Raw genomic sequence first — 24,986 nt, forward strand, 5'->3', positions numbered from 1 at the left:
CTCGTCGCCGCGCCGCGCCGCCACGCATCGCACGCCGCCCGCGCCGAGCGCGCGCGCTCCCTCGCGCTCGCGCCGCTTCCTCGGCCTCGCCGCCGTCGTCACGCTGGGCCTCGCGACGGCCGGCGTCTTCCTCGCGCGCAAGGCCAGCACCGCCCCGCCCCCCGTGCTCGCGCGCACCGCGCTCACGCCGGCTCCGACGGCCGTCACCGCCCTGCCTTTGCCGACGTTCGCCAATGAAGAGGCGCGCGCGGCGTATCGGGAAGGGCTCCAGGCCTTGCGAGACGGCGCCTGGAGGACGGCGTACGCCGCGTTCGCGCGCGCCACGCAGGCCGATCCGGGCCTCGCCGCCGCCTGGCTGCGCATGGCCATCGTCATCTGGGACGCCGACGTCACGACCGCGCGGGAGCATTTTCGCCGCGCGATCATGGGCCGCGCGACGCTCGAACCGTACGACCAGGCGCTCCTCGACGCGCACGAGCCCCTCATCCAGCGCACGCCGAGCGATCTGCGCGAGTCCGTCCGGCGCCTCGCGCTCGCCTCCACGCGGTTCCCGGGCAACGCCGAGCTCGCGAACTACTATTCGATGTTCGCGCTCGGCTACCTGCCGCCGAGCGACGCCCTCCGGCTCATCGATCGTTGCCTCGAGCTCGATCCGCTTTATGGCGATTGCTTGCAGTGCCGGGCGCGCGTCCTCATCCGTCGCACCGGGCAAGTCGAGGAGGGCCTCGCCGCGCTCGAGCGCTGTATCGAGGCGACCCCGGCCGCCTCCGATTGCCTCATGGATCGCGGCGACACGAACCTCGCGCTCGGCCGGTGCTCGCTCGTCGAGGCCGGGGCGCGCGAATGGATCGCCAGGGTCGGCGTGGCGCCCGTCGCCCACATGCAGCTCGCGGCCGCGCTGTATGCGCGCGGCGCGCCCGAGGCGGCCGTGAAGACCGCCGTCGAGACCGCCGCGGCGCAGTTCCGCGCGCAGGGGCTCGAAGCCGAGGCCTCGAAGCACCTCATCCTGCACGAGATCGCCGCGGGCAGGTTCGAGCAAGCCGAGCGCATGCTCCGCGACCACCAGCGCCTCGTCGCGAACGATCCGGCCGCGGGGGCGCACGGCTGGGCGGCGATCACGCTCGTCCAGGTGCTCGAAGAAATGGGCCGCGCCGCGGACGCGGGCCGCGAGGCCCAGAGCTTCCGCGCGCGCCGCGGGGCGCTGATCGCCGAGCCGCTCAGCGGAGACTTTTCCTTGCACCTCCTGCGCGCCGAGCTCGCCGCGGGGCTCATCACCCGGGAGGCGTTCGAGGCCGAGCGCGTGGCCTGGGTGAAGAGCCACGCCGACCCCCAGCATCGCCTCGGCGTCTGGATCTCCGGATACGCGCTCGTCACCCGCGACGCCGAGGACGCCAAGGCCGCGCTCGCCGTGATGCCGCCCGACGCCTTGGCCAAGGAGCGGAGCTTTTCCCTCCACTTCGGCCTCGTGCTCGACAGCGCGCTCGGCCAGACGTACTGGCTGGCGGGCGACCCCAAGGCCGCGCTGCCGCACCTCGCGGCCGCCACCGTCTCGTGCAGCGGCCTCATCGAGCCCATGATGCCCACGCAGCACATGCGGCACACGAAGAGCCTCCACCAGCTCGGCCTCGTCCGCGAGGCCCTCGGCGATCGCTCGGGCGCTTGTGACGCCTTTGGCCGCGTCCTCGCGCGCTGGGGCACGGCGCGCGCCTCGCGCACCGCGGCCGAGGCCCGCGCGCACGTGAAGGCGCTCGGGTGTGAATCGAAGGCCGGTTGACGCATGGCCGAATCCACGCGGTTTCTGAGCGGCGAGACCTTCGGCCGGTACGTCGTCGAGTCCCTCCTCGGCGAGGGAGGCATGGGCGAGGTGTATCGCGCGCTCGACACGCGCCTCGGCCGCAGGGTCGCGCTGAAAGTCCTGCGCAGGGACACAGACCTCTCCGAGGACGCGTGGGCGCACGAGGCCTCGCGCATGCTCCGCGAGGCGCGCGCGGCCGCGGGGCTCTCGCATGCCGGCATCGTGGCCATCTACGACGTCGGCGAGCTCGACGGCACGGCGTTCATCGCCATGGAGATCGCCGAGGGCGAGCCGCTCCGCGCGCTCGTCGGCGGGGACGCGGGAGACGCGCGCAAGATCCTGATCCTCCACGACGTCGCGCGCGCTCTCGCCGCGGCCCACCAGGCGGGCCTCGTGCACCGCGACGTCAAACCCGAGAACATCGTCGTGAGCCGCTCGGGCACCGTGAAGGTGCTCGATTTCGGCATCGCGCGTGGCCTCGATCGCGAGACCGATCCGGGCGCGCGCACGCTCGAGGCCGAGCCCGCCGAGTCCCTGTTCCACGGCACCCCCGCGTACACGGCGCCCGAGCAGCTCACGGGCGAAGCGCTGGATGCGCGCTCCGATCAGTTCGGCTGGGGCGTCGTCGCGCACGAGCTCTTCGAGGGCGAGCTCCCATTCCGCGCGGACAAGGGCCCGGCGGCCCTCATGAGCTCGATCCTCGCCGACGAGCCCAAGCCCATGACCCGCGCGCCCGAGGCCATCCGGCCCCTCGTGAAGCGCGCGCTCGCCAAAGACCCCGCGGATCGATTCCCCTCGATGGCCGCGCTCGCCGACGAGCTCGCGCTCCTGTCGCTCGAAGCCGACGCGGCCCCCGAGCCTCCTCTCCCGACGAACCCTCCCGGAAGGGCCCCTTTCCCCGCGGACCGCGCGCTCGCCCTCGTCGCCCTCGTCGCCGTCCTCGCCGCCTTCGCGTGGATCGTCGTTCGTCGTGAAAAGCCTTCCGACGCCGCGCCCGTCTTGCCTGCGGCATCGGCCGCGCCGCCGCCCAGGATTGCGATCACCGATCTCCCGCTCCCGACCACGGACAGCCCCGAGGCGCTCGTCGCGTATCGCGAGGGAGTCCAGGCCGTGCGGGATGCCTCCTGGGCGACGGCGCGCTTCGCCTTCGAGCGGGCCCGCAAGGCCGATCCTTCGCTCGCGCTCGCGCACCTGCGTTATGCAATGGTCGCGATGGACACCGAGGACCTCAACGCCTCGCGCGAGGCCTACCGGGTCGCCTTCCTCTTGCGGTCCTCGCTCAGTGACCGGGATCGCTCCCTGCTCGACGCGCTCGAACCCTTTTTGCAGCGCGACCCGCCCGACGTCGCCGAGATGCGCCGCCGCTTCGCGGAACTCTCGGCCCGGTACCCCGGCGACGCCGAGCTCGTGTACTGGGAGTTTTTCCCGATCCCCCAGCGCAAGCCGGCCGATCTCCTCGCGTTCACCGAGCGTTGCCTCGCGCTCGACGATCGATATGCCGATTGCTTGCAGATCCAGGCCCGCGCGCTCATCGCGCTCGGGCGGCACGAGGAAGCGCGGCGCGCGCTCGATCGGTGCGTCGAAGTCGCTCCCACCGCGGGCGACTGCATGTTCGACCGGGCGGCCGTGGAGATCATGTCGAACCGATGCGTGGGCCTCGAAGAGGTCACGCGGAGCTGGGTCGCGCGCGAGCCCGATCTCGGCCGGGCGCACAGCTATCTCGCGTGCTCGCTTTATGGGCAGGGCCGCGAGAACGCCGCCGTCCGCGCCGTCGTGGACACGGCGACGCAAAAGCTCCGCGCCTCGGGATTCCAGGTGGAGGCCTTGACGCTCGACTTCGGCTTTGCCGCGGGCACGGGGGATTTCGAGTCCGCGCTCCGGATCGCGCGACAACCGGGCGTCGTCGGCGACATCGACCACGAGGCCGGCCCTACGGCCAGACACGTCTTTCTTTTGATGGAGCTCGGGCGCACCGCGGACGCGGGCCGCGTCGCGCAGGACTTCCTCGCGCGGCAGACCGCCTCGCTCCGCTCGGCCACCATGGATTGTATCGTCGATCCCGAGCCCTCGTTTTATGCCGCCGCGCATCGCGCGGGCCTGCTCTCGGAGGCCGAGCGCGCCTCCCATCGGGAGTCCTGGATACGCCGCTGCGTGCAGGAGGGTGACGCCGCAGGCGCCTGGTACGGCGGGTATGCCCTGCCCGTGACGACGCCCGACGAGGCGCACGAGGCCCTCGCCGCCATGCCCCGCTCCTCGCTTCCTGAAGGCATCCCTTACTACCGCGCCCAGTCTGCCGCCGCCCTGCGCGGAAAAGTACGTTTCCTCGCTGGCGACATGGACGGGGCCCTCCCGGACCTCGTCGAGGCCTCCTCCCATTGCGGCATGTTGCTGGATCCGGTTCATTATCTGCAGAACCAGCATCGCCTCGGCGTCGCGCGTGAAATGCGCGGTGAAAAGGACCTCGCGTGCGAGGCGTATCGGGCCGTCCTTTCGCGGTGGGGTGAGTCGAAGGACTCGATCACCGCGCGTGATGCCGCGCGTCGGGCCAAGGCGCTCGGCTGCGAGCCTCGGCCCGGACCCTGACGGACCGCGCCGGGCGTGCTGTTCCGCACAGCGTTGCGCTCTTCGGGCCCCCCTGAGGGGCATGAACCGCAAGACAAAGCGCACTCCGGGCCCCCCGAGGGGGCATGCACCGCAACGTCGAGCGTGCCGAATGCCCTCCGAGGGTAGGGCAACGCTTGTCGTTGCGGTGCGTGCCCCTTCGAAGCCTCCTTTGGTGCGTAGGCTAACCGTCGAGGGGCACCCCCGGAGGGCCAGGGAGCGCTTCCTGCTTCGGTTGGCATGCCTTCGAGGGGTCGATGGGCGCAACGCGTTGCGAGGGTCGGGCCTCGGAGGCCTCCCTCATCGCAAGCGGGAGCGATGTTCGGGCCTCGTGAGGCTGGCCATCTCACATCTCCGAGCCCTTTTCGACCCTTCGAAGGGGTCTCGCACGCTTCGTCTTGCGTATCGGACCCCTCGGGAGGCACCTCGCACGCAATGCGAAGCGGTCGGGGACCCTCCGGGGGGGGTCGAGGGCGGTCGCGCTTGCGTAGGCGCATGCCGGCGAGGGGGTCGCGGATGGGAGGAGGACGTGGCTTTGCTCCCCTCGGACCGTACGCCCTCCTTTGCTGCGAGTGGTTCGCCCTCCCGCAATGGGGCCCAAACGCATTTCGCCCTGCGCACGTGCGCCGTCCATTGAAGCGCCTCGGCATGGAAGTCCGGTAGCGCCCCGTGCTCTCGACGTGGACGCACGGGCCTGTGAGCCTGGCGCGGACCCTGACGAACCGCGCCATCGTCCCTGGGCGGGAGGGCCTGGACGGGCTACGATGTTCCGGCCATGCGTTTCTCGCCGGGGGAGTCCTTCGACCGCTACGTCATCGAGTCGCTCTTGGGCGAAGGTGGCATGGGCGAGGTGTACCGCGCCGAGGACACGCGCCTGCGCCGCAAAATCGCGCTCAAGGTGCTGCGCCGCGGCGACGAGGCCGACAGCGACACCTGGGGACGCGCGGTCGCGCGCATGCTGCGCGAGGCGCGCGCGGTCGCGGCGCTCTCGCATCCGGGCATCGTCGCCATCTACGACGTCGGCGAGCAAGACGGCGCCCCGTTCATCGCGATGGAGCTCGTCCTTGGCCGCCCTTTGCGGGCCCTCGTCGGCGGGGACGAACCCCTCGGCACGCGCCTGCGGATCCTCCTCGAGATCGCGCGGGCCCTCTCGGCCGCGCATCAGGCGGGCCTCGTGCATCGCGACGTCAAACCCGAGAACGTCGTCGTGCGCGCCGACGGCGCCGTGAAGGTCCTCGATTTCGGAATCGCCCGCAAGCTCGCGCGCACGAGCGCCGATCCCCTCGGGCCCACGGCCGACGGCGCGCTCTCCACGATGACGGCCGAAGGCGCGCTCGTCGGCACCCCGGCGTACATGGCGCCCGAGCAGCTCCGCGGCGAGGAGATCGACGCGCGCGCCGACCAGTTCGCCTGGGGCGTCGTCGCGTACGAATTGCTCGCGGGCAAGCTCCCGTTTCGCTCGGACAGAGGCGCCGTCAGCCTCATGGCCTCGATCCTGAGCGACGAGCCGCCCCGGCTCACCAGCGTGCCCGACGGCGTCTGGCAGATCCTCGCGCGCGCCCTCGCCAAGGAGCCCGAGGACAGGTTCGCCTCGATGGACGAGGTCGCCCAGAACCTCCACGTGTTCGTCACCGCGGAGGACACGCGGACCATCACGAGCCGCCGCAACGTCGTCCTCGTCTCGACCGGCGACACCCGCGCGCCCGTCGCCGCCTCGATCCCGCCCGCGACGCCCCCGCGCAGGCCCTGGGTGATCGCAGCGTCCCTCGTCGCCCTGCTCGCGGCCGGCGGCGCCACGTTTGCCCTCCGCAAGTCTCCGACCGACGTGCAAACGCCTCCGCCTTCCTCGGCGGCCGCGCCTCCGCAGCCCGCGCCCACGGCCGTCACCGATTTGCCCCTTCCGCCCACGGACAGCGCGGCGGCGCGGCTCGCATTTCGTGAGGGGCTCCAGGCGATCCGGGACGCCACGTGGGACACGGCGATTGCCGCGTTCGATCGGGCGCGCAAAGCCGATCCGGGCATGGCCGCGGCGCACCTCCGGTATGCGGCGCTCCAGACCTCGTTCGACATCAACGCGGCCCGCGAGGCGTTTCGCAAGGCGATCGGCCTCCGCGCCGCGCTCGCCGAGCGCGACCAGGCGTTCCTCGAGGCGCTCGAGCCGATGATCCAGAACGATCCCAGCGATTGCGCCACGTCGGCCCGGAGGTTCGAGGCCCTCGTGACGAAATGGCCCGGCGACGCGGAGCTCGTCTTCTGGCAGGCGCGCCAGCAGCTCAACGCCACGAAGAGCGGCGATCCCGAGCGGGTCCTCGCGCTCGCGAATCGTTGCGTCGAGCTCGACCCTCAATATGCCGATTGCTGGCAGACGAAGCAGTTTGCCCTGAAGCCCCTCGGCCGGAACGAGGAGGCGCTCGTCGCGCTCGAAAAATGCATCGAGGTCTCGGCCGGCGCGGTCGATTGCTTGAACGACAAGATCAAGATCGTCTCGTCGCTCGGCCAGTGTGATCTCGCGGCGGAGACGGCGCGGCGGTGGATGGCCAAGGAGCCCTCCTCGCCGAAGCCGCACCTGATGCTCGGCGGCGCGCTCTACGGCGCGGGCGAGCCCGAGGCGGCCGTCCGCGCCGCGCTCGACCAGGCCGAGCGGCGTTTCCGGGCGGCGGGTCTCCTCTGGCAAGCGGAGGATCTCGCGGCCCGCCGCGCGGCTGCGTTCGGCGAGTTCGCGACCGCGGCCCGCGTCGCCGATTCGATGGCTTCCATGACCCCGCCGCTGCCGCACGACGAGCTCATCCTGTATGGTTTGCGGACGTTTGCGCGGGTCGAGCTCGGCGACATCGAGGGAGCGGCCGCGGTCGCGGACGAGTTCCTGGCGAAGAGCGCTCTCCGGGCGTCGTACTACGAGCCCGACGGCGTCCTCGATCCCACCGTGTACATGCATTCGCTCCGGCTCCGCGCCGGCAAGGTATCGCGCGCCGAATACGAGGCGGCGCGGTCTTCGTGGCTCGCGAAGCAAGACCTCGGAAGCGCCTTGCGGCGGAAACGGGCCTGGGAGGCGGCGTATGCCTTGCCCGCGTATTCGCCCGAGCTCGCGCGGGAGGCCCTCGCCAAGGAGGAGGAGCTCGTGCGGCTCCCCTCCGGCGAGCTCGACACCGGAGAAGCCAGCGGGTCCGGGGCGCTCGGTCACGTGCGCCTCCTCGCCGGCAGGGAAGTCGATGCGCTTCCCTATCTGGAGAAGGCCACGCGGGTCTGCCCCACACCGGGGAACGCGCTGCGGTACGTCCAACAGCAGGCGCGCCTCGGCTTCGCCCGTGAGGCGAAGGGCGACAAACCCGGCGCTTGCAGCGCGTATCGCGGCGTCCTTTCCCGCTGGAGCAATCCAAAGGAATCGGCCACGGCGCGCGACGTCGAGAAGCGAGCCAAGGGCCTCGGCTGTGGTTTCCTCGCGGAGGGGGGGCTCGCGGGGCCTCGTTCGCCGCGGACATCGAATCCGAACGCTGGCTGACGTTTCGCCGCGCTGCGCGCGCGGGACGGTGGGCGCGCGCCGGCTTGCCACGTAAGATGCGCCGTCCCTTCGCTCTCGAGCTGCCCCCTAGAGACCGCTCATGACCGCCACCCGAAGAGCCCCCGACGAGCCTACCGCCTCGGACCCCGAGCAGATCCTCCGCGCCGCCACGCGGCTCCAGCTCGAGCTTGCCAGGGTCTCTAGCGTCCTGCGCGAGCGCGGCGGCGATCTCGCGCGGGACCTGCCGGACGACATCGACGCCCTGAACGCGCAGCTCGGGAGCTTCCGCGCGAGCCTCGACACGGAGAGGCGCGAGCAGGAGGGCGCGATGTCGCGCGAGGCGCAGGCCGCGCTCTTCGAGGTCGGCAAGGCGATCACCTCCTCGCTCGATCTCAAGACCGTGCTGAACCAGTGCATGGACTCCGTGATCGAATTGACGAAGGCCGAGCGTGGGTACCTCGTCCTCGCCGATCACCAGGGCAACCTCGTCGTCCAGGTCGCGCGGAACCTCGATCAGGACACCATTCGCAGCATGGAGTTTGCGTATTCGAGCTCCGTGGTCGAGGAGGTCTTGAGGAACGAGCGCAGCGTCCTCACGAGCAATGCGCAGACGGACGAGCGATTCGCGCTCCAGCGCAGCGTGGCGATGTTCCGGCTGACGAGCATCATGGCCGCGCCGCTCCGCATCCGGGGCAAGGTGATCGGTGTGCTCTACGTCGACAACCGCGCCTTCACCGGGCAGTTCTCCCAGGCGAAGCTCGATTTGCTGGAGGCGTTCGCCGGGCAGGCCGCGATCGCGATCCACAATGCCAAGCTCTTCGGGCAGACGGACGAGGCGCTCAAGCAACGCCTCCTCGAGCTCGAGGGCCTCTACAAGGAGCTCGCCGTGGCTCGCGAGCGCGCGGAGAATGGCCTCGCGGCCGTCGAGCGCGAGATGCAGATCGGCCGCGTCCTGCAGTCCGAGTTCCTCCCGCGCGAGCTGCCCTCCTTGCCCGGCTGGCAGATCGCCTCGCGCTTCATGCCGGCGCGCAAGCTCTCGGGCGATTTCTACGACGTCTTTCAGCTCGCCTCCGGCGAGCTCGCCGTCGCGATCGCCGACGTCTGCGACAAGGGCGTCGGCGCCGCGCTCTTCATGTCCCTCGTCCGCGGCCTGCTCCGCGCCTTCGCGCAGCGCGCCACGAATCCGAACGAGGCCCTCACGGCGATCACCCAGACGAACGATTACCTCGCCGAAAACCATGGCCGCACGGCCATGTTCACGACCCTCTTCTTCGGGCTCCTCGATCCGGAGAGCGGCGAGCTCTCCTATATCAATTGCGGGCACGACGCGCCGATCATCCTCGGCGCGACGGGCGAGGAGAGGCGCCTCGAATCCACGGGCCCCGCGCTCGGCGCCATTCGCGACGTCGAATTCGAGACGGGCCGCGTGATCCTCCTCCCGGGCGATTCCCTCGTCGCCTTCACGGACGGCGTGAGCGACGCGCTCGACCCGTCCGAGAGCCCGTTCAGCGAGGAGGCGTTCCTCTCGATCCTGCGCGGCGGCGCGCCCTCCGTCACGGCCATGCTCGGCGACGTCGTGGCCGCGCTCCGGAACCACATCGGCAGCGCCGCGCAGTTCGACGACATCACCCTGCTCGCGCTCCGCCGCAATCCCCCGCGCCGCGAGTTCCCGACGGGCCAGTACCGCATGCTCGAACCGATTGCGCAGGCCGTGGGAAAGCGCAACCGACGCTGATCCAGGCGTTGAAAAACGCGGGCGACGCGGGTAGCCTGCGAGCGTGTTCGTCGTTGGTGGGAGACGCCTCTACGGCAAGGTCGAGCAGGTAGGCAGCACCTACATCGCGACGACGTTCGCCTTCCTTCAGTTCCTGCCGCTCTTCCCCGTGCAGTCGCACATCGTCGTCGCCGAGGGCTCGGCCGACACGCACAAGGTCGTGCACATCAAGATGCACTGGAAGAGCGTGGCGACGGGGTATCTCCGCGCCTACGGCATCGCCGCGAGCCTCCTCGCGCTCGTCCCGGGCCTCGCCATGGCGGGCACCTCGAAGGTGCCGACGGCGTATGTCGGCGCGGGCCTCGTGGTCCTTTGCGCGGGCCTGACCACGGCGGCATTCTCGATGATCGGCCGCCTGAGCCGCGAGGAGAAGGCGCAGCGGCTCATCTACGCGCGTTTCCTCGGGCATCCCGTGCATCCTTCGGTGCTCGACGAGGACATGCGCGGCGCAATCGCCCAGAAGCTGCGTGATTTCCTGGAGGAGCGCGCGGCGGCCGTGATGACGGGCTCGAATTACCGCAAAGGCGGCCCCGTGAAGGCCGGTTATCGCGTGCTCGCGCTCGAGCCGTCGATGCGGGATCGCGAGTATCTCGAAGCGGCGTTCACGCTCGCTTGCATCGACACGTCGCTCTCCGTGGGCCCGATGCGCGCCGACGCGGAGCGCGTGCACGGGGCGCTCTGGAACAAGCTGCTCGCGGAGCACCCGGACGTCCTCGATGTCGTGCGCGACGCCGAGGTCGTGCAGCGGTCGTGGGTGAGCAATGTGCTCGGATATGTCCCGCTCGTGGCGGCGATCGGCATCTGCTGCGTGATGCTCATGCGCAACGGCTCCGTCTTCAAGTGGAAGCCGAGCCCGAGCGAGAAGAAGCCCGAATACGGCTTCGTGCCCGAAGAGCTTTTGCGCTGAGCGCGGCGCTCGAAAAGCTCGACGTCCCGGCCTTCGTGAATGGCCTCCTCGACCTCGACGCCCGCCTTCGGCGCCGGCATCGAGCGGGTCTCGCTCCCGCGGACCAATGGAAGTTGACACTTTGCGGCCGTTGCTCTCCAATAGTCGCATGAGGCGATTCACGCGTGCTTCCTTGTTGTCTCTCGGCCTCGCGATATCGTTCGTGGGGGTCTCCGGTTGTGCGGACAGTGGACCGAACAACACCGGGGGCACGGCAGGAGGAGGAGGAACCGGCGGGCAAGGCGGCGCCGCGGGGCAAGGCGGCACAGGCGGGCAGGGCGGCGGCCAGGGCGGACAAGGCGGCGCCGCTTGCACCGACGGCGAGACGCGCGCCTGTTATGACGCCGATCCGGCCACCGCCGACAAGGGCGAATGCAAGCAGGGCACGCAGACGTGCACAGGCTCGGTCTGGGGCGCGTGCACGGGCCAGGTCTTGCCTGCCTCCGAAGCGTGCGACGGCAAGGACGAGGATTGTAATGGCCAGGTCGACGACGGCATCGCGGACGTGACCTGCGGGCTCGGCCAGTGCCAGGTGAAGGTCCCGGGCTGCGTGGACCAAACGGTCCCCGAATGCACGCCGCTCCCGCCTGCCGCCACCGAGGCCTGCGACGGCGTCGACGACGATTGCGACGGCACGATCGACGAGGGCTGCTCCTGCTCCGACGGCGCGACGCAGTCCTGTTATTCGGGCGGCGCGGGCACGCAGGGCATCGGCGTTTGCAAGGCCGGCACGCAGACGTGCGCGGGCGGCGCGTGGGGCGCTTGCGAGGGCGAGACCGTGCCCGGCGTCGAGACCTGCAACGGGTCCGACGACGATTGCGACGGGAAAACCGACGAGGACCTCGGGCAGCTCAACTGCGGCGCCGGCGCCTGCTTCGTCACCGTCGCGGCCTGCGCGAACGGCGTGCCGCAGACGTGCACGCCGGGCAATCCCAAGGCCGAGACGTGCAACGGCGTCGACGACGATTGCAACCTGCTCATCGACGACGGCCTCGGCACCCTCACCTGCGGCATCGGCGGTTGCCAGACCACGGTGCAAGCGTGCCTCGGCGGGCAGGCACAGACGTGCATGCCGGGGCTCGGGACGGCCGAAATCTGCGACGGCGTCGACAACGATTGCGACGGCAACACGGACGAGGGCAACCCCGGCGGCGGCGCGGGCTGCATGACGGGGCTCTCGGGCGCCTGCGCGCAAGGGACGCAGGTCTGCAACGGCGGCGCGATCCAGTGCATGCCCACGGTCCAGCCCGTGGCCGAGTCCTGCAATGGCAAGGACGACGATTGCGACGGGCAAGTCGACGAGCAGAACCCCGGCGGCGGGAGCGCCTGCAACACGGGGCAGCTCGGCGTCTGCGCGGCCGGCACCACGGCCTGCCAGAACGGCGCCCCCGTCTGCACCCCGAACAGCCAGCCCACCGTCGAGACCTGCGACGGGTTCGACAACAACTGCAACGGCGCGGTCGACGAGCAGAACCCCGGCGGGGGTGTGTCCTGCCAGACCGGCAAATCGGGCATCTGCGCGGCCGGCACCACGTCCTGCCAGAACGGCCAGACCGCGTGCGTCCAGACGAACCAGCCGAGCCTGGAGATCTGCGACGGGCTCGACAACAACTGCAACGGCACGGTCGACGAGGGCAACCCGGGCAGCGGCGGCGTGTGCCCGACGGGCAAGCAGGGCGTCTGCGCCGCCGGCACCTACCAGTGCCAGAGCGGCGCGCTCGTCTGCGTGTCGACCACGATGGCCTCGACCGAGGTCTGCGACAACAAGGACAACGATTGCGACGGGGCCGTCGACGAGAACAACCCGGGCGGCGGCATGGCCTGCGCGACGGGCCAGCAGGGCGTATGCAGCGCCGGCACGTCGACGTGCACGAACGGGGGCATCGTTTGCACCCCGACGACCCTGCCCTCGGCCGAGACCTGCGACAACAAGGACAACGACTGCGACGGCGTGGTCGACGAGGGCAACCCGGGCGGCGGCTCGGCCTGCATGACGGGCCAGCCGGGCGTCTGCAGCGCGGGCACGCAGCTCTGTCAAAACGGCACGATCTCGTGCGTCGCGACGACGATGCCCACGACCGAGACCTGCGACAACAAGGACAACGACTGCGACGGCCAGGTCGACGAGAACAACGCGGGCGGCGGCGGCGCGTGCACGACGGGCCAGCAGGGCGTCTGCGGCGCGGGGACGTACGTTTGTCAGAGCGGCACACTTTCGTGCGTGGCCACGAAGATGCCGTCGGCCGAGATCTGCGACGGGCTCGACAACGATTGCGACGGCTCGGTCGACGAGGGCAACCCGGGCGGCGGCGTGGCTTGCGGCACGTCGTATGCCGCGCCCTGCACGAACAACACCACGATTTGCCAGAACGGCGTGCTCGTCTGCAGCGTGTCGAACGTCTTCGAGGAGACGTTCGCGACCGCGACGGCGGCGAATGGCTGGAACGGCTGGACGCTCGGGACCGAATGGCAGATCGGCACGGCCACGTCCTCCACGGGGCACGACGACGGGTATGGCGACCCGTCGACGGATCACACGCCGACGGCCGACAACAAGCTCGCCGGCGTGGTCATCGGCGGCAACGCCAGCATCGCCTCCACGCACGCGATGTATTACCTGACGAGCCCCATCATCAACACCGCCGGCGCAGGCTCGATCGTCCTCGATTTCTGGCGGTGGCTCAACAGCGACTACTCGCCGTACATGACGAACGCCATCGAGGTCTACAACGGGGCGAGCTGGGTCGTCGTCTGGCAGAGCTCCTCGACGTCCATCGAGGATGGATCCTGGAAGAACATCGTGCACGACATCACCACGCACAAGAATGCGAACCTGCGCGTGCGCTTCGGGTTCGCGATCGGCGAGATCGACGAGCTCTACAAGATGTCTTCCTGGAACCTCGACGACGTCGTCGTGCGCCGCTGCCAGTGATGATTCGATCCCTCCGCGGGCCAATCCTCCTCGGGGCCTTTTTCCTCGCGACCGCGTGCACGAGCCGGGGGCCCACGCCCGAGGTCGGGCCCTCCGCGCCGCCGCCCGCGCCGCTGCCGGTCGTCCCGAATCCGCCGTCGATCGCCCCGCCGCCGCTCGAACCCAAAAAGCCCGCGCCGCCCACGCCGGTGGAGCCTTCGCCCGCGCCTTTGGACGCGCCCCCCGAGACGAGCGCATTGCCGGCGCGCGTGGACGGCATGCTCCTCGTGCCCGCGGGTCCTTTCACGATGGGCGCCGACAGCGGCGGCGAGCCCGACGAATGGCCAGCGCACACGGTGACGCTGCCGGCGTATTACCTCGACGAGTTCGAGGTGACGAACGGCGCGTACGCGCGCTGCATCGAAGCCAAGCTCTGCCCGCCGCCCGAGCCGAGCAACGCGGACCGCAATGGCGTGGGCCCGGACAAACGCTTCCGGGGCCCGAAGCAACCCGTGAGCAGCATCTCCTGGGAGAGCGCGCGCGCTTATTGCACGTTCGTGGGCAAGCGCCTCCCGCGCGAGGCGGAGCTCGAGAAGGCGGCGCGCGGCGAGAGCGGCCGGCTCTATCCCTGGGGGAACTCGCCGCCCGGGCCCGAGCGCGCGGTCTTCGCGGTCAGCGTGACGGCGGATGTCGGGACACACCCCGCGGGGCGCGGGCCTTACGGGCACCACGACCTCGCCGGCAACGTCTGGGAGTGGGCCGAGGACGTCTACGACCCGTTCGCGTACAGGCGCCCCGGCGCCGCCGAGGGCCGTGGCGGCACGTGCGAGGAGACCCTCGAAGCCTACGCGGAGCTCCGTCGCAAGCGAAAGCAGGGTTTTACCGGGTCGAACGAGATCCCCACCGAATGCGAGCGGGTCCTGCGCGGCGGCGGATTCAATTATCACGCGACCGGCCTGCGCTCGACGAACCGCGTCCACCACCCGGCGCGCTACCGGATGGTGATGAGCGGATTCCGTTGCGCGCGGGACGCCGCGGGGTAGGTCAGCCCCGGGACATCCGCGATCGGAAGGCCGCCCCATGGTGTAGGATGGACCGGGGCCCGACGTCGCTCGGCGTTCGGGCTCCGGGACCACGTCACCATGACCGCGGAGGATCGGGGCGATCTCGAGCGCGAGCTCCTGACCCGCCTTGCCACAGGAGATCGAAGGGGCGTCGCGACGGCCGTGCTCGCGGCGTACGGGCCCGAGATCTACGCGTTCCTCGCGGCCCTGCACCACAACGAGAGCGACGCCGAGGAGGTCTTCGCCCGCTTCGGCGAGGCGCTCTGGCAAGGCCTGCAGCGCTTCGAGGGCAAGGGCTCCTTTCGCACCTTCGCGTACGCCGTCGCCCGACGAACCTCGGTCCGCTTCCGCAGAGACGCGGCGCGTCGACGCAAGCGCGAGGAGGAGCTCGACAGCGCCGAGATCTCGGGCGTCATGGCCGAGGTTCGCGAGCGCACGGCCGCGTACCTCCGGACGACCGTACGGAGCCGCCTCGCCACGCTCCGCGCCTCGCTGCCCGAGGAGGACCAGGTGCTGCTCATGCTGCGCGTGGATCGCAAGCTGCCCTGGGAGGAGCTCGCCGTGGTGCTGCGCGGCGAGGACGAACCGCCCCTCACGGCGGAGGACAAACGCCGCGAGGGGGCGAGGCTGCGCAAGAAGTTCCAGCACCTGAAGCAGCGCCTGCGCGAGATGGCCCGTCGCGCGGGCTTGCTCGACGAGGACGGGTGAGCGTGATGTCGTCGCAGAGCTCCGCCAGGCTGGAGACCATGCTCGCGTCGAGCGGCTCGTCGGAGGACGCGTCGGACGACTCGTTCTTGCGCGAGATCGCGCGCATCGACGACGTGCCCGTGCCCCGCAAGCGCGAGGAGCGCGCGGGCAAACTGCTCGCGGATCGGTACGTGCTCGTCGCGCTGCTCGGCAGCGGCGGGCAAGGCGCGGTGTGGGAGGCGGAGGACACGCGCACGGGCGAGCGGGTCGCGGTGAAGGTGCTGCGCTCGATGTCGGCGACGTGCGCGGCGCGCGCGCAGCGAGAGATCGCGGCGTTGCGGCTCTTGCGCCTGCCCGGCGTGGTGCGCCTCGTCGGTGAGGGCCTGCAAGGCGACAGCCCCTTCCTCGTGACCGAGCGCATCCTCGGCCGGCCCTTCCCCGGCGTGGGCGTCCCTTGCTCCTGGGAGGAGCTCGAGCCTGTGCTCGTCGGCCTCCTCGAGACGCTCGCGCGTATCCACGCCGCGGGCATCGTCCATCGTGACCTCAAGCCCGACAATGTGCTCGTCGGGCCGGACAAGCGGCCTGTGGTCCTCGATTTTGGCCTCTCGTCGCCGTCCGCCACGTCGTGGGAGCCGATCACGGACGCGGGGCAGATCGTCGGCACTCTCTCGTACATCGCGCCCGAGCAGTTCCGCGAGCAACGCGCCACGGCGCGCACCGATCTCTATGCCGTGGGAATCATGGCCTACCTCGCGCTCACGGGGCGCGTCCCTCACGAGAAGCGCGACAAATGCGCGTTCATCCTCTCGCGCCTGAACGAGCCCGCGACGAGCTTGCGCACGCTCGTCGCGGGTTTGCCCGCGTCCGTGGCGCTCGTGCTCGATGAGCTCGTCGCCACGAACCCCGCGGATCGACCGCGTTCGGCGGCGGAAGTCATCGAGAGATTGAATCAGAGGGTCTGAGAGACGTAATAGGTGACCTGGCCGCTTCCGGGGCTACCGGCGCTCACCGTGCCCGAGCCGACCGTGAATGTACCGCTCGGCGAGAGGTTGGCCGGCGTCGCGCTGGTTGGGATCGATTGATACCATTTGACCCCCGTGATGGCGGTACCGTTCGTGAAGATGCGCAGGTGCACGTTCCCGTTGTCGTAGAGGTATCCCGAGCTCAGATCTCCCGTGAGCCCGGCCCAGGTCACCACGGCGGGGAGCGCGAACTGCTGCGTGTTGCTGTACGCGGGCGGCGTGCCGGTCCCGTCCGTGTACGAGAAATGCAGATCCTCGACGCCGAGGTATTGCAGGTTGCTCGCGTTGACGTACCAGTACTCCTCATCGGGCCGGAAACCCGTGGGGGACGAGCTGCCGAACACGAGGATTTTACCGAACTCCGCGTGGTTGTCGTAGTCGATGGTGTAGGACCGCCAGATCCCGTCACCGGGGTCGAGCTGGGCGAGCTCCGCCGAGGCGACATTCTCTTCGCCTCCAGCGGCATCGACCGCGCCGCAGCCGACCGCGAAGCTCATCATGACCATGGAGCCGAGCAACGTGACTTGATGCTTCAAGGAAACCTCCGAGCAAAGACGATGTGCGTACATCGTGGTCGAAATCACGGAGGCTCGTCAACAGGACGGAGTTGGCGTGCACACCGAGCGCGGAGGATATTTCACGCGGCGACGGCGCAAAGCGCGTTCACCGTCACCACGGCGTGGCCCGAGAGATCGGGCGCGCCGACGGCGCAGAGGTACGTCAGCGCGTACGTCCCGCCGACATTCGCGTCGGGGACGCTGTAGGGGCCTTCGTTTCGCGTGTGCGGGCTCAGCACGTTTGGCGTGTGCGTCGGGACGCGGTCGAAGAGGTGCCACGTCTCCAGCGTGCCGCCCGCGATGGGCGTCACGACCAGCACGCCGACGCGCCGGCTGCCCTGGGTGATGTCGTAGATGCCGAGGTCGACCTGCTTGGGCCGGCTCGGCATCGCGGCGGAGATGCTGCCGGCGTCGTTCGAGGCGAGGCGGCTGCAACGGGCCTCGATGTACGCGACGCCGCAGCCCGTCGAGAGTGCAAGCCAGGCGAGGCAATCGTTCACGTTGAAGTCGGGCGGCGGCGCGCCCGTGCCCCGGAGCGACAGGCCCACGGGTGTGCCCAGGAACGCGCAGCTCGGGCGGATGTACGCGGCGTAACCGGAGCCGACGGGCGCGCTCGTGTACAAAAACCAGTGCTCGTAGCGGGTCTCCCCGTCGATCGCCTCGACCACGAGGCGCCCGACCTCGAGCAGCGGCGCGCTCGGGACGCACGGATCGCGCTGGAAAAGAATGTACTGACCTGCGCCGATGTGCCCACTGATCATGGCGAACTCTCCTCGGAAGAACGAACCAAAGGTCCTGGGCCGGACGGACGGCCCCCCAGCCATCTCCGAGAGAGAGTTCCCGCTGCGAGCCGATGTGACGAAAAAAATGCACCGGCCGGAACGTACGGCCGGGCGCGACGGGAGATGTGGGCCGTCCGGTCGCCGCGTCCCCTCGCGCGCTCCTCACGGAGCCGCGCGAAAAACTGCCACGGGACGGACGACCGGCGCGGCCTCCGGGTCAGGCGACCCGGGTCACGAGGCCTTGGTGGCCTGGATGTGCTTCGCGAGCAGCGTGCGGAGCGTCGTGACGTATTGCTTGTTCTGGTCGTGGATCTGCTGGAAGCAGCGCTCGGCCTCTTGATCCCCGGCCTGGCGTGCGTCCTGGATGTATTGCTCCAGCGCCGAGTTCCCCTGAAGCAGCTCGTGCATCTCCGCGACGATGTCGTATTCGAGGTTCGAAGCGCCCGTCTGCTTTTGCTGCGTCTGTGTGGCCATGCGCACTCCTTTCGAGTCGAGCTCGGGGTAGCAGCGCACGTGCCACGGGCGGGCGCCCGGCCGGGCTCGTCACGCCCGGCGGGCGGGGTCGGGCGTCACTTGCAGAGGCCGTTCTGGCAGGTCGTGGCCGCCGGGCAGTCGGCGTCGCTCGCGCATTGCATGATCGTGCAGTTGCCGTTCAGGCAGAGCTGGGGCGCGGGGCAGATCAACGAGCCCGGGGTGGCGTCGTCGACCACGCCGTCGCAGTCGTTGTCGATCCCGTCGCACTTCTCGTTGCTCGGCGTGCAGCCGCCGGGCGAGCAGACGCCGTTCGGCGTGCAGATCTGGCCGAGCGGGCAGTTGGCGTTGATCTGGCAGGGCTGCGCCACGCACGAGCCCATGATGCAGGTGCCGCCGTTCGGGCAGAGGAGCAGCCCACCGGGCGTGACCTCGTCGACCTGGCCGTCGCAATCGTCGTCGAGGTTGTTGCAGTACTCGGCCTTGGGCGCGCACATGCCGCCGCACTGGCCATTGACGCAGAGGGTGCCGTCGGCGCAGATCGTGTTCTCGTCGATCGAGCCGTTGCAATTGTCGTCGACGCCGTTGCAGGCCTCGGCCTGCGGGACGCAGCCGTTCGGGTTGACGCACGTCCCGGTCGCCGGATCACAGACGTGGCCGGCGGGGCAATCGGCGTCGACCATGCACATCCCGAACGCGCACATGCCATTGACGCACGCGCCGCCCATCGGGCAGAGGATCGCGCCCGGCGTGACCTCGTCGACCTGGCCGTCGCAATCGTTGTCGTAGCCGTCGCAGAGCTCGGGCGTGGGCGTGCACATGCCGCCGCACTGGCCGTTGACGCAGGCGGTGCCGTCGGCGCAGAACGCGTTGTTGTCGGGGATGCCGTTGCAATCGTCGTCGAGGCCGTTGCAGGCCTCGGGCGCCGGGACGCAGCCGCCCGGGAGGCAGACGCCGAGCATCGGGTTGCAGAGCTGGCCGGCGGGGCACTCGGCGTCGGTCATGCATTGCACGACCACGCAGGCGCCGGCCACGCAGGCGCCGCCGTTCGGGCAGAGGATCGCGCCGGGCGTGGGGTTGTCGACCTGGCCGTCGCAATCGTTGTCGATGCCGTCGCATTGCTCGGGGAGCGCGCTGCACACCGGCTTCGGGATACACATCCCCGACGCGTCGCAGAAATGGTCGGGGGGACAGTAGTCGCACACGAGCTGGCACTGGCCGTTCGCGTCGCAGTAACTGTTCGGCGGACACGGCGTCATGGGGCCACATTGCGTCATGCCGCCGCACATGCCGTTTTGACAGACGCTCCCGTCGGCGCAGATGACGGGCCCGTTTGCGTTCGCGTCGATCTTGCCGTCGAGATCGTCGTCGATACCGTTGCAGACCTCGGGCTTGGGGCCGTCGTTCTGCGCGACGCAAACGCCGTTCACGCAGGACTCACCGGCGGCGCAATCGGAGGCGACAGTGCACTGCTCGTTGCCGCCGATGAGGACGTGATCGATACACCCGGCGAACGGCGCGATCGCGAAGAGGGCGCCGAGGGGGAGGAGGGCCTTGAGGAAGGAAGCGCGAAGGTTTTTCATGGCGTGATCGTCTCTCTCGTGGGTTGCGGGGCGCGCGCGGCCGTTCGTCCACGCGAAGGACGCGCGGCGCGGCTGTCCGTGTCTTCGTCTGCCTTCGTGGCCGGCCATCGGCCGATCCGTGAGGAAATGTTAAGGGCTCGTCGGGCAGGCTTTCCGGACGCGATCGGCGAGGGGCGAGCCGGGGCTCTCCGAAAGGAATCGGGCCGCCTCGGCGCGGGCTTCGTCGGCGCGGCCGAGCTTGCATAACGCGAGCACGCGCGCCGCGGCGCGTTCGGCGCGCAGCGATTGGCCCTCCGCGCTCGCCGAATTCTCGTCGAGCAAACGCAAAGCTTGCTCCGGATCACCCTCCTGCATGGCGCCGTGCACGGCGCGGAGGCGCCGCGTCTCGGCGAGCAGCGGGTCCGTGGGCGCGGGGGAAGGCTCGTTCGTGGCGACGGTCGGCGCCGTCCGCCGAGGCTGGGCATTCACCGCCGGCGTATTCGGGAGCGCGGGCGCCGGGGAAGGCGGCGGGTCGTTCACGGGGGCGACCGTGGGCGGCTCGGCCTCCGCGGGCATCTGCGCGGGCGGGGTTTTTCCCGGCTGCGCAGGGGCTTCGAGGTGCGTCGCCGCCGGAGGCGTCTCCATGCGCGTCGCCGTCGGACCGAGGATCGCCACGGCGGAGGCGGCGCCGCCCACGAGGACGGCGAGCATTCCTTTCCACGCGAGGCTGCCGAGGGAAAACACCGCGCCCGTCTTGGCGGCGGACGCGAGCTTCGTCGCGGAGGCGGCCTCGCCGAGCTTCGCCGTCGCGGCGTCGGCGACACGCTCTCCCCCGACCGAAGCGGCACCACCTGCGGCAATGGCGGCCGCGAGCGCGCGGCGCACGCGGGCGCGGTCTTCGGGCGAGGGATCGTCTCCGTCGCGCCCTGCAAGAAGGATGGCCCGCGCTTCGGGGCCGAGCTCGCTCATCGGAGCCTCCACGTATCGCGCGCCCGCTCCCGGGCGACCGCTTGCTCGAAATCACGCCGCGCCGCCCGCAGCCGCGCATAAATGGTGTTCACGTTCTCCCCGAGCGCGTCCGCAATCTCGGGCGCGGTCATCTGCTCGAGCTCGGCCAGCACGAGCACGGTGCGCTTGTCGAATTCGAGCTCGTCGAGCAGCTTGTGCAAGAGGCGCGCGCCTTCGAGCCGCGCAGCGTGCTCGTGCGGGCCCTCGGCGCGCTCATCGGGCACCGAATCGACGTCCACGGCCTCGGCCTTCCCGCAAGCATGCGGGCTCTTTCGCCGGAGCGCGCGGCGATGATCCCGCGCGACGCGGGTGACGATGGAGCAGATCCACGTCTTCAGCGAGGAGCGCCCCTCGAACTGGCCGAGGCGGCGATAGACGACGAGGAAGACCTCCTGGACGGCGTCGTCGACGAGCGCATCGGGGACGCCGAGGCGGCGGACGTTGCGGAAGACGAGGTCGAAATGCTCTTCGTAGACGGTCTCGAAGGGCGGCACGGCCACCGCCTCGCCGCCCCCCGAGCGCGCCGCGGCCGTGGGCTCGGGGGCGAGCGGCGAGGGGAGGGCAGCATGGAAGGACGCGGAAGGAGGCAAGCTTGTCCTTGGTGGCCAGCGCCGTGAGGTTCCGTGAACCAAAATCTCAAAACCGGACCTCGACGCCCAGCTCGGCCCGCCCGAGGACGGGCGAGGCGCGGTGCACGGCGCCGAGGCCCGAGACGACGAGCTCCGGGTGGACGACGGGGACGGCGGCGCCGAGGCCGACGACGAGGGCGGCGGGGCGGGCGAACGTCCAGGCGAAACGTCCTCCGGCGGAGACGGCGAGCCAGGCGGCGGCGCCCTGGCCGGGGGAGGAGACGCCGGCGCTCGAGCTCTGGATGCGGCCGGCCTCGAAGGAGACGCAGGGGCCGAGCTCGAAGGGGCGGCGCTGGAAGAAGGCGGCGCAGGCGCCGACGTGGGCGAGGGTGAGGTCGATGTCGCCGGAGGCAGAGCCGAGGTTGGGGAAGGAGAAGGTGCGGGTCGGGAGGAAGGAGATGCCGGCCTCGAGGCGGTACCGGCCGACGAAGAGGGAGAGGGCGGCGCCAAAGCCGACGGTGGGCGTGGGGAAGGTGCCGGCGTCGGCGAGGGCGCGCGCGAAGAGGGCCATCGGCGGAGGCGGCGGTTGTTGGCGCGCAGACGGAGGGACCGTCGAAGGTGCAACGCGTTGAGGTTCGGGTCGTGGGGGGGAGGGCTTGGGGGTCGAATCGATTGGGGTTCGGGTCGTGGGAGGGACCGTCGAAGGTGCAACGCGTTGAGGTTCGGGCCGTGGGGGGGAGGGCTTGGGGGTCGAATCGATTGAGGTTCCGGTGGTGGGGGGGACCTCCGGAGGTGCAACGCGTTGAGGTTTCGGGGGTGGGGGGGACTCCGGCGGGGGCCCCGCGAGCACGTCCGGCTCGATCATCATGGCGATGATCAGGGCCGCGGCCTCGCCGAGGGCGGCGCAGGAGGCAGCCTCGACCTCACGCGTGCGTGGTCCCTCTTCGCCCCGCGTCTCCAGACGAACGCGATACCGGCCCGCGTCGCGCTTGACCTCGGCCGTCACGTCGAGCGGCTCCGTCTGCGAACCTCGCCCCCCGAGGAGCCGATCGACCTCGGCCGAGATCGCCTCGGCCGTGGGACACCCCTCCGGGGCGGACCATCGCAGACGGACCCCGCCCGACGCGCGCGCATCGGCGGTGAGGCCGAGCGACGCGAGGAGGGCGAGGATCAAGGAAGGGGCCCGGGCCCGAAGCATGGGGTCACGTACGGCATCAAGGCGTGGGCTGGCTCGAGACGACGAGGCCAGGGATCGCGTGCCGTTCGGCGAGATCACGGCACGTGACGAGCACCTTTGGATTCAGCCAGGTGAGCTCGCGCTTGATCGCCTCGGCGAGCGCGGAGGCCGCGGCGGGCGTTGGCGTGCGATCCTCTTCGAGCCAGAGCACGACGGGTACCTTTTGCTTACATCCCAGGAGGGAGCGCAAGAACGGGCCGAGGTCGTCTCGGTCGAGGGGGGTTCGCTGACATGCCCACGCCATCGCGGCGATGGAGTCACGCACTTTGCACGCGATCTCCTTCGCGAGATCGCCGCTCGTGAGCCGCTGCTTGTTCTCGATTCGATAGTCCCGGAAGTCCTTGACCTCGATGAACCAGGTCGCGCCGAGGAGCAGGCCCACGAAGTCGACGGCCCGGGTTCCCTCGAACCGCCTCAAACCATCCCGAAACGCCGTATGGTCGTCCCACTTGAGGACCTTCCAGTCGTCCCCGAAGGAGAAGGAGAGACGCCCCTCGACGTGAAGCGCGCTCACGCGGTGCCCCCCGCGTCTTCGTCGAAGAGCCTCCGCTCGAAATCGTAATGCTTCGTGAACTCGTCGAGGATCGGATTGTCCGGCAGCTCGGCGAGCGTGCTGCCCGGCGCGATCTGCACCGGGTCGTGCTCTTCTTTTCGGTGAAAAGCGAAGAAGCGGATGGGGACATCCGGGCACCGGCCGTACTCCGAGAGGAGCGAGAGCTTGTGGGCCAGCAGATAATCGTGCGTCGTGACGAAGATCTGCACGCCGCGCTTTCCGAGCTCGAGCAGGATGTCCACCACGAGCGAGACGAGCCGGGGATTGAGGTTCGCCTCCGGTTCGTCCCAGAAGAGAATGCCGTTCGTCGTGAGAGATCCATTGAGGACGAGGTGCGCGAGGCAAGCGATCTTGCGCAGGCCCTCCGCGACGAGGTGGGCTTCCATGGAGCCGTCCTTGCGCTCGAGGTAGAATCGCCCGCCCTGAAGGGCGACTTTTCCCCCGAGCGCGGCCTCGATGGGCGCGATCAGCGCCTTGGCCTGCTCGGAGCGGGGTCCGCGCAGCACGGCCCGGCCGAGGGCGACGCAGGCATCGTAGTAGGTCTCGTCGAAGGAGAGCTCTCGATCCTGATACGCGGCGATGAACCCCTCGTACATGGCGAGGATTTCACGCGTCGGGAGGAAGATGGTCGGCTCTTCGCTCTTCCAGGTCGCCGCGCGCACGTCGAGCTTCTTCTTGCCGCGGGTATACAGCGTCAGCCGTAAATCCCCGGAGCTGCCCTCGATGTCGATGTCGCCGTGCCCTTGGCCTTTGCGTCGACGCACGAGGCGTCCGAGGAATCCGTCGTCGGGCCGGAACACCTTGGCGAGCTTTTCATGCATGCGGGCGTCGAGAGGGATCGTGCTCTCCGCGCTCTCCATGACCTTGATGGGCGCGTAAAGCGCCTTCATGGCGTGCGACTTGCCCGCGGCGTTCGTCCCCAGGAATACGTTGATGCCGGCGCAGGGTTGGAAAGCGACGTCTTTGAACGCGCTGAACTCCGTCAACCGGACCGCCTGGATTTTCATGGGAGCGCCCCGAGCCTACTCGTGGTGGAGCCCGCGCGCATCCGGGTTCATCATGCCCCACGGATGAGCCGGCCGAAGACGAGCAGCACGCGCCTCGCGCGCCCATCCCCCTCGGGCCTGCCCTCGCGCGAAGCCCTGCTCCGGGATCTCGGCCGCGCGCCCGACGAGCGCCCCGTGTTCTCCTTGCCGTCGCCACTCCTGCCCTGGCTCGCCCTCGTCCTCGGCGTCGCGGTCGCGCTGCTCGCGCCTGGGCTGATGCGCAAGGGTCCCGGGGGCGCCACGCTCTGGGCCGCGCTCGTCCTCGCGACCCTCGTCATCGTGCTTTTCCCCCGCAAGCTCATCGTCGGCGAGGATGGGCTCTTGCTCGTCTGGGTCGGCGCGCGTTTCATCCCCTATCGCGACATCGCCTACGTCGAGACCTCCGACGGATTCTACTTTCGCAACCCCGGCATCAACATCGCCCTCCGCTCGGGCCGCGCCATCGATTTCGCGACCAGCGTCTTCAAGGAGCGCTGGGCCGAGCGCGACGCGCTCCTCAGCCTGATCCGCGCCAGCATCGAGGCCGCAAGCGCACGCCGCCCCGCCCGCGCACCCGACGCCCTCGGTCGCAGCGGCAGGCCCTACGACGCCTGGGCGCGCGCACTGCGAGCGATCGGCTCCGGCGCCCACGAGGGCATGCGCACCTCGCCCATCCCCGCCGACGAGCTGCTCCGCATCGCCGAGAGTCCAGCCGCGCCGGTCGTCGATCGCACCGCCGCATTCATCGCGCTCGCAGCCTCCCACGACGACGAGAACTTGCGGCGCTTGCGCATCGCCGTCGATCTGACGGCCGCGCCCGATACCAAGGCCGCCCTGCAAGCAGCGCTCGCGGCCGAGGGCAACGAGGCTTCGATCGCCGAGGTCCTCGCCTTGGCCGAGGCCCAGGCGACGCGGTCCTGAGA

General features: G+C 70.2%; 19 protein-coding genes. 10 read left to right on the top strand and 9 right to left on the bottom strand.

Annotated features, from left to right (window positions below; translation table 11 throughout):
• The 9 genes from QHF83_RS36830 to QHF83_RS36870 all read left to right on the top strand — a co-directional run.
• Positions 1-1,774 (top strand): hypothetical protein (locus tag QHF83_RS36830; protein WP_282422726.1); only part of this gene is annotated, 1,774 nt, incomplete at its 5' end.
• Positions 1,775-1,777: 3 nt separating this feature from the next.
• A complete protein-coding gene (locus QHF83_RS36835) occupies positions 1,778-4,378 on the top strand; it encodes a serine/threonine-protein kinase (RefSeq protein WP_282422727.1) in 2,601 nt (866 codons plus the stop codon).
• Between the two features lie 793 nt (positions 4,379-5,171).
• Positions 5,172-7,895: a serine/threonine-protein kinase gene (locus QHF83_RS36840; RefSeq protein ID WP_282422728.1), complete on the top strand. Its 2,724-nt coding sequence runs from the start codon at positions 5,172-5,174 to the stop codon at positions 7,893-7,895.
• Between the two features lie 100 nt (positions 7,896-7,995).
• Positions 7,996-9,630 carry a GAF domain-containing SpoIIE family protein phosphatase gene (locus QHF83_RS36845; protein WP_282422729.1) on the top strand — a complete coding sequence of 545 codons (1,635 nt, stop codon included), beginning with the start codon at positions 7,996-7,998 and terminating at the stop codon, positions 9,628-9,630.
• 43 nt (positions 9,631-9,673) lie between these two features.
• A complete protein-coding gene (locus tag QHF83_RS36850) occupies positions 9,674-10,576 on the top strand; it encodes a hypothetical protein (protein WP_282422730.1) in 903 nt (300 codons plus the stop codon).
• 148 nt (positions 10,577-10,724) lie between these two features.
• On the top strand, positions 10,725-13,547 hold the full coding sequence (locus tag QHF83_RS36855) for a MopE-related protein (protein WP_282422731.1): 2,823 nt from the start codon (positions 10,725-10,727) through the stop codon (positions 13,545-13,547).
• Entirely contained in the window at positions 13,547-14,569 is a 1,023-nt protein-coding gene (locus QHF83_RS36860) for an SUMF1/EgtB/PvdO family nonheme iron enzyme (RefSeq protein ID WP_282422732.1), read from the top strand. Before QHF83_RS36855 ends, QHF83_RS36860 begins: the two co-directional genes overlap by 1 nt.
• Before the next feature lie 99 nt (positions 14,570-14,668).
• Entirely contained in the window at positions 14,669-15,298 is a 630-nt protein-coding gene (locus QHF83_RS36865; protein WP_282422733.1) for a sigma-70 family RNA polymerase sigma factor, read from the top strand.
• 5 nt (positions 15,299-15,303) lie between these two features.
• A complete protein-coding gene (locus QHF83_RS36870) occupies positions 15,304-16,239 on the top strand; it encodes a serine/threonine-protein kinase (RefSeq protein ID WP_282422734.1) in 936 nt (311 codons plus the stop codon).
• On the opposite strand, the gene QHF83_RS36875 is transcribed toward QHF83_RS36870, so the two are convergent.
• From QHF83_RS36875 to QHF83_RS36915, 9 genes are all read right to left on the bottom strand, one after another.
• Positions 16,227-16,835, bottom strand: coding sequence for a hypothetical protein (locus QHF83_RS36875; RefSeq protein WP_282422735.1), 609 nt, complete (start codon positions 16,833-16,835; stop codon positions 16,227-16,229). The genes QHF83_RS36870 and QHF83_RS36875 overlap by 13 nt on opposite strands.
• Positions 16,836-16,936: 101 nt before the next feature.
• On the bottom strand, positions 16,937-17,617 hold the full coding sequence (locus QHF83_RS36880; protein ID WP_282422736.1) for a hypothetical protein: 681 nt from the start codon (positions 17,615-17,617) through the stop codon (positions 16,937-16,939).
• A 252-nt stretch (positions 17,618-17,869) separates the two neighbouring features.
• Entirely contained in the window at positions 17,870-18,112 is a 243-nt protein-coding gene (locus tag QHF83_RS36885) for a hypothetical protein (protein WP_282422737.1), read from the bottom strand.
• 95 nt (positions 18,113-18,207) lie between these two features.
• Positions 18,208-19,692: a MopE-related protein gene (locus QHF83_RS36890; protein ID WP_282422738.1), complete on the bottom strand. Its 1,485-nt coding sequence runs from the start codon at positions 19,690-19,692 to the stop codon at positions 18,208-18,210.
• A 129-nt stretch (positions 19,693-19,821) separates the two neighbouring features.
• Positions 19,822-20,640, bottom strand: coding sequence for a hypothetical protein (locus QHF83_RS36895; protein WP_282422739.1), 819 nt, complete (start codon positions 20,638-20,640; stop codon positions 19,822-19,824).
• Positions 20,637-21,269 carry a sigma-70 family RNA polymerase sigma factor gene (locus tag QHF83_RS36900; RefSeq protein ID WP_282422740.1) on the bottom strand — a complete coding sequence of 211 codons (633 nt, stop codon included), beginning with the start codon at positions 21,267-21,269 and terminating at the stop codon, positions 20,637-20,639. The genes QHF83_RS36895 and QHF83_RS36900 overlap by 4 nt, the downstream gene beginning before the upstream one ends.
• A gap of 46 nt (positions 21,270-21,315) precedes the next feature.
• Entirely contained in the window at positions 21,316-21,819 is a 504-nt protein-coding gene (locus QHF83_RS36905; RefSeq protein WP_282422741.1) for a hypothetical protein, read from the bottom strand.
• Between the two features lie 643 nt (positions 21,820-22,462).
• Positions 22,463-22,999 (bottom strand): hypothetical protein, encoded by a 537-nt coding sequence (locus QHF83_RS36910; RefSeq protein WP_282422742.1) that lies wholly within the window; start codon positions 22,997-22,999, stop codon positions 22,463-22,465.
• A complete protein-coding gene (locus QHF83_RS36915) occupies positions 22,996-24,045 on the bottom strand; it encodes an AAA family ATPase (RefSeq protein ID WP_282422743.1) in 1,050 nt (349 codons plus the stop codon). The genes QHF83_RS36910 and QHF83_RS36915 overlap by 4 nt, the downstream gene beginning before the upstream one ends.
• A gap of 63 nt (positions 24,046-24,108) precedes the next feature.
• On the opposite strand from QHF83_RS36915, the gene QHF83_RS36920 reads away from it, so the two are divergent.
• A complete protein-coding gene (locus QHF83_RS36920) occupies positions 24,109-24,984 on the top strand; it encodes a hypothetical protein (protein ID WP_282422744.1) in 876 nt (291 codons plus the stop codon).
• The last annotated feature ends 2 nt before the right edge of the window (positions 24,985-24,986 follow it).

This window comes from Polyangium sp. 15x6 (genome assembly GCF_029960785.1).
Lineage (GTDB): Bacteria > Myxococcota_A > Polyangia > Polyangiales > Polyangiaceae > Polyangium.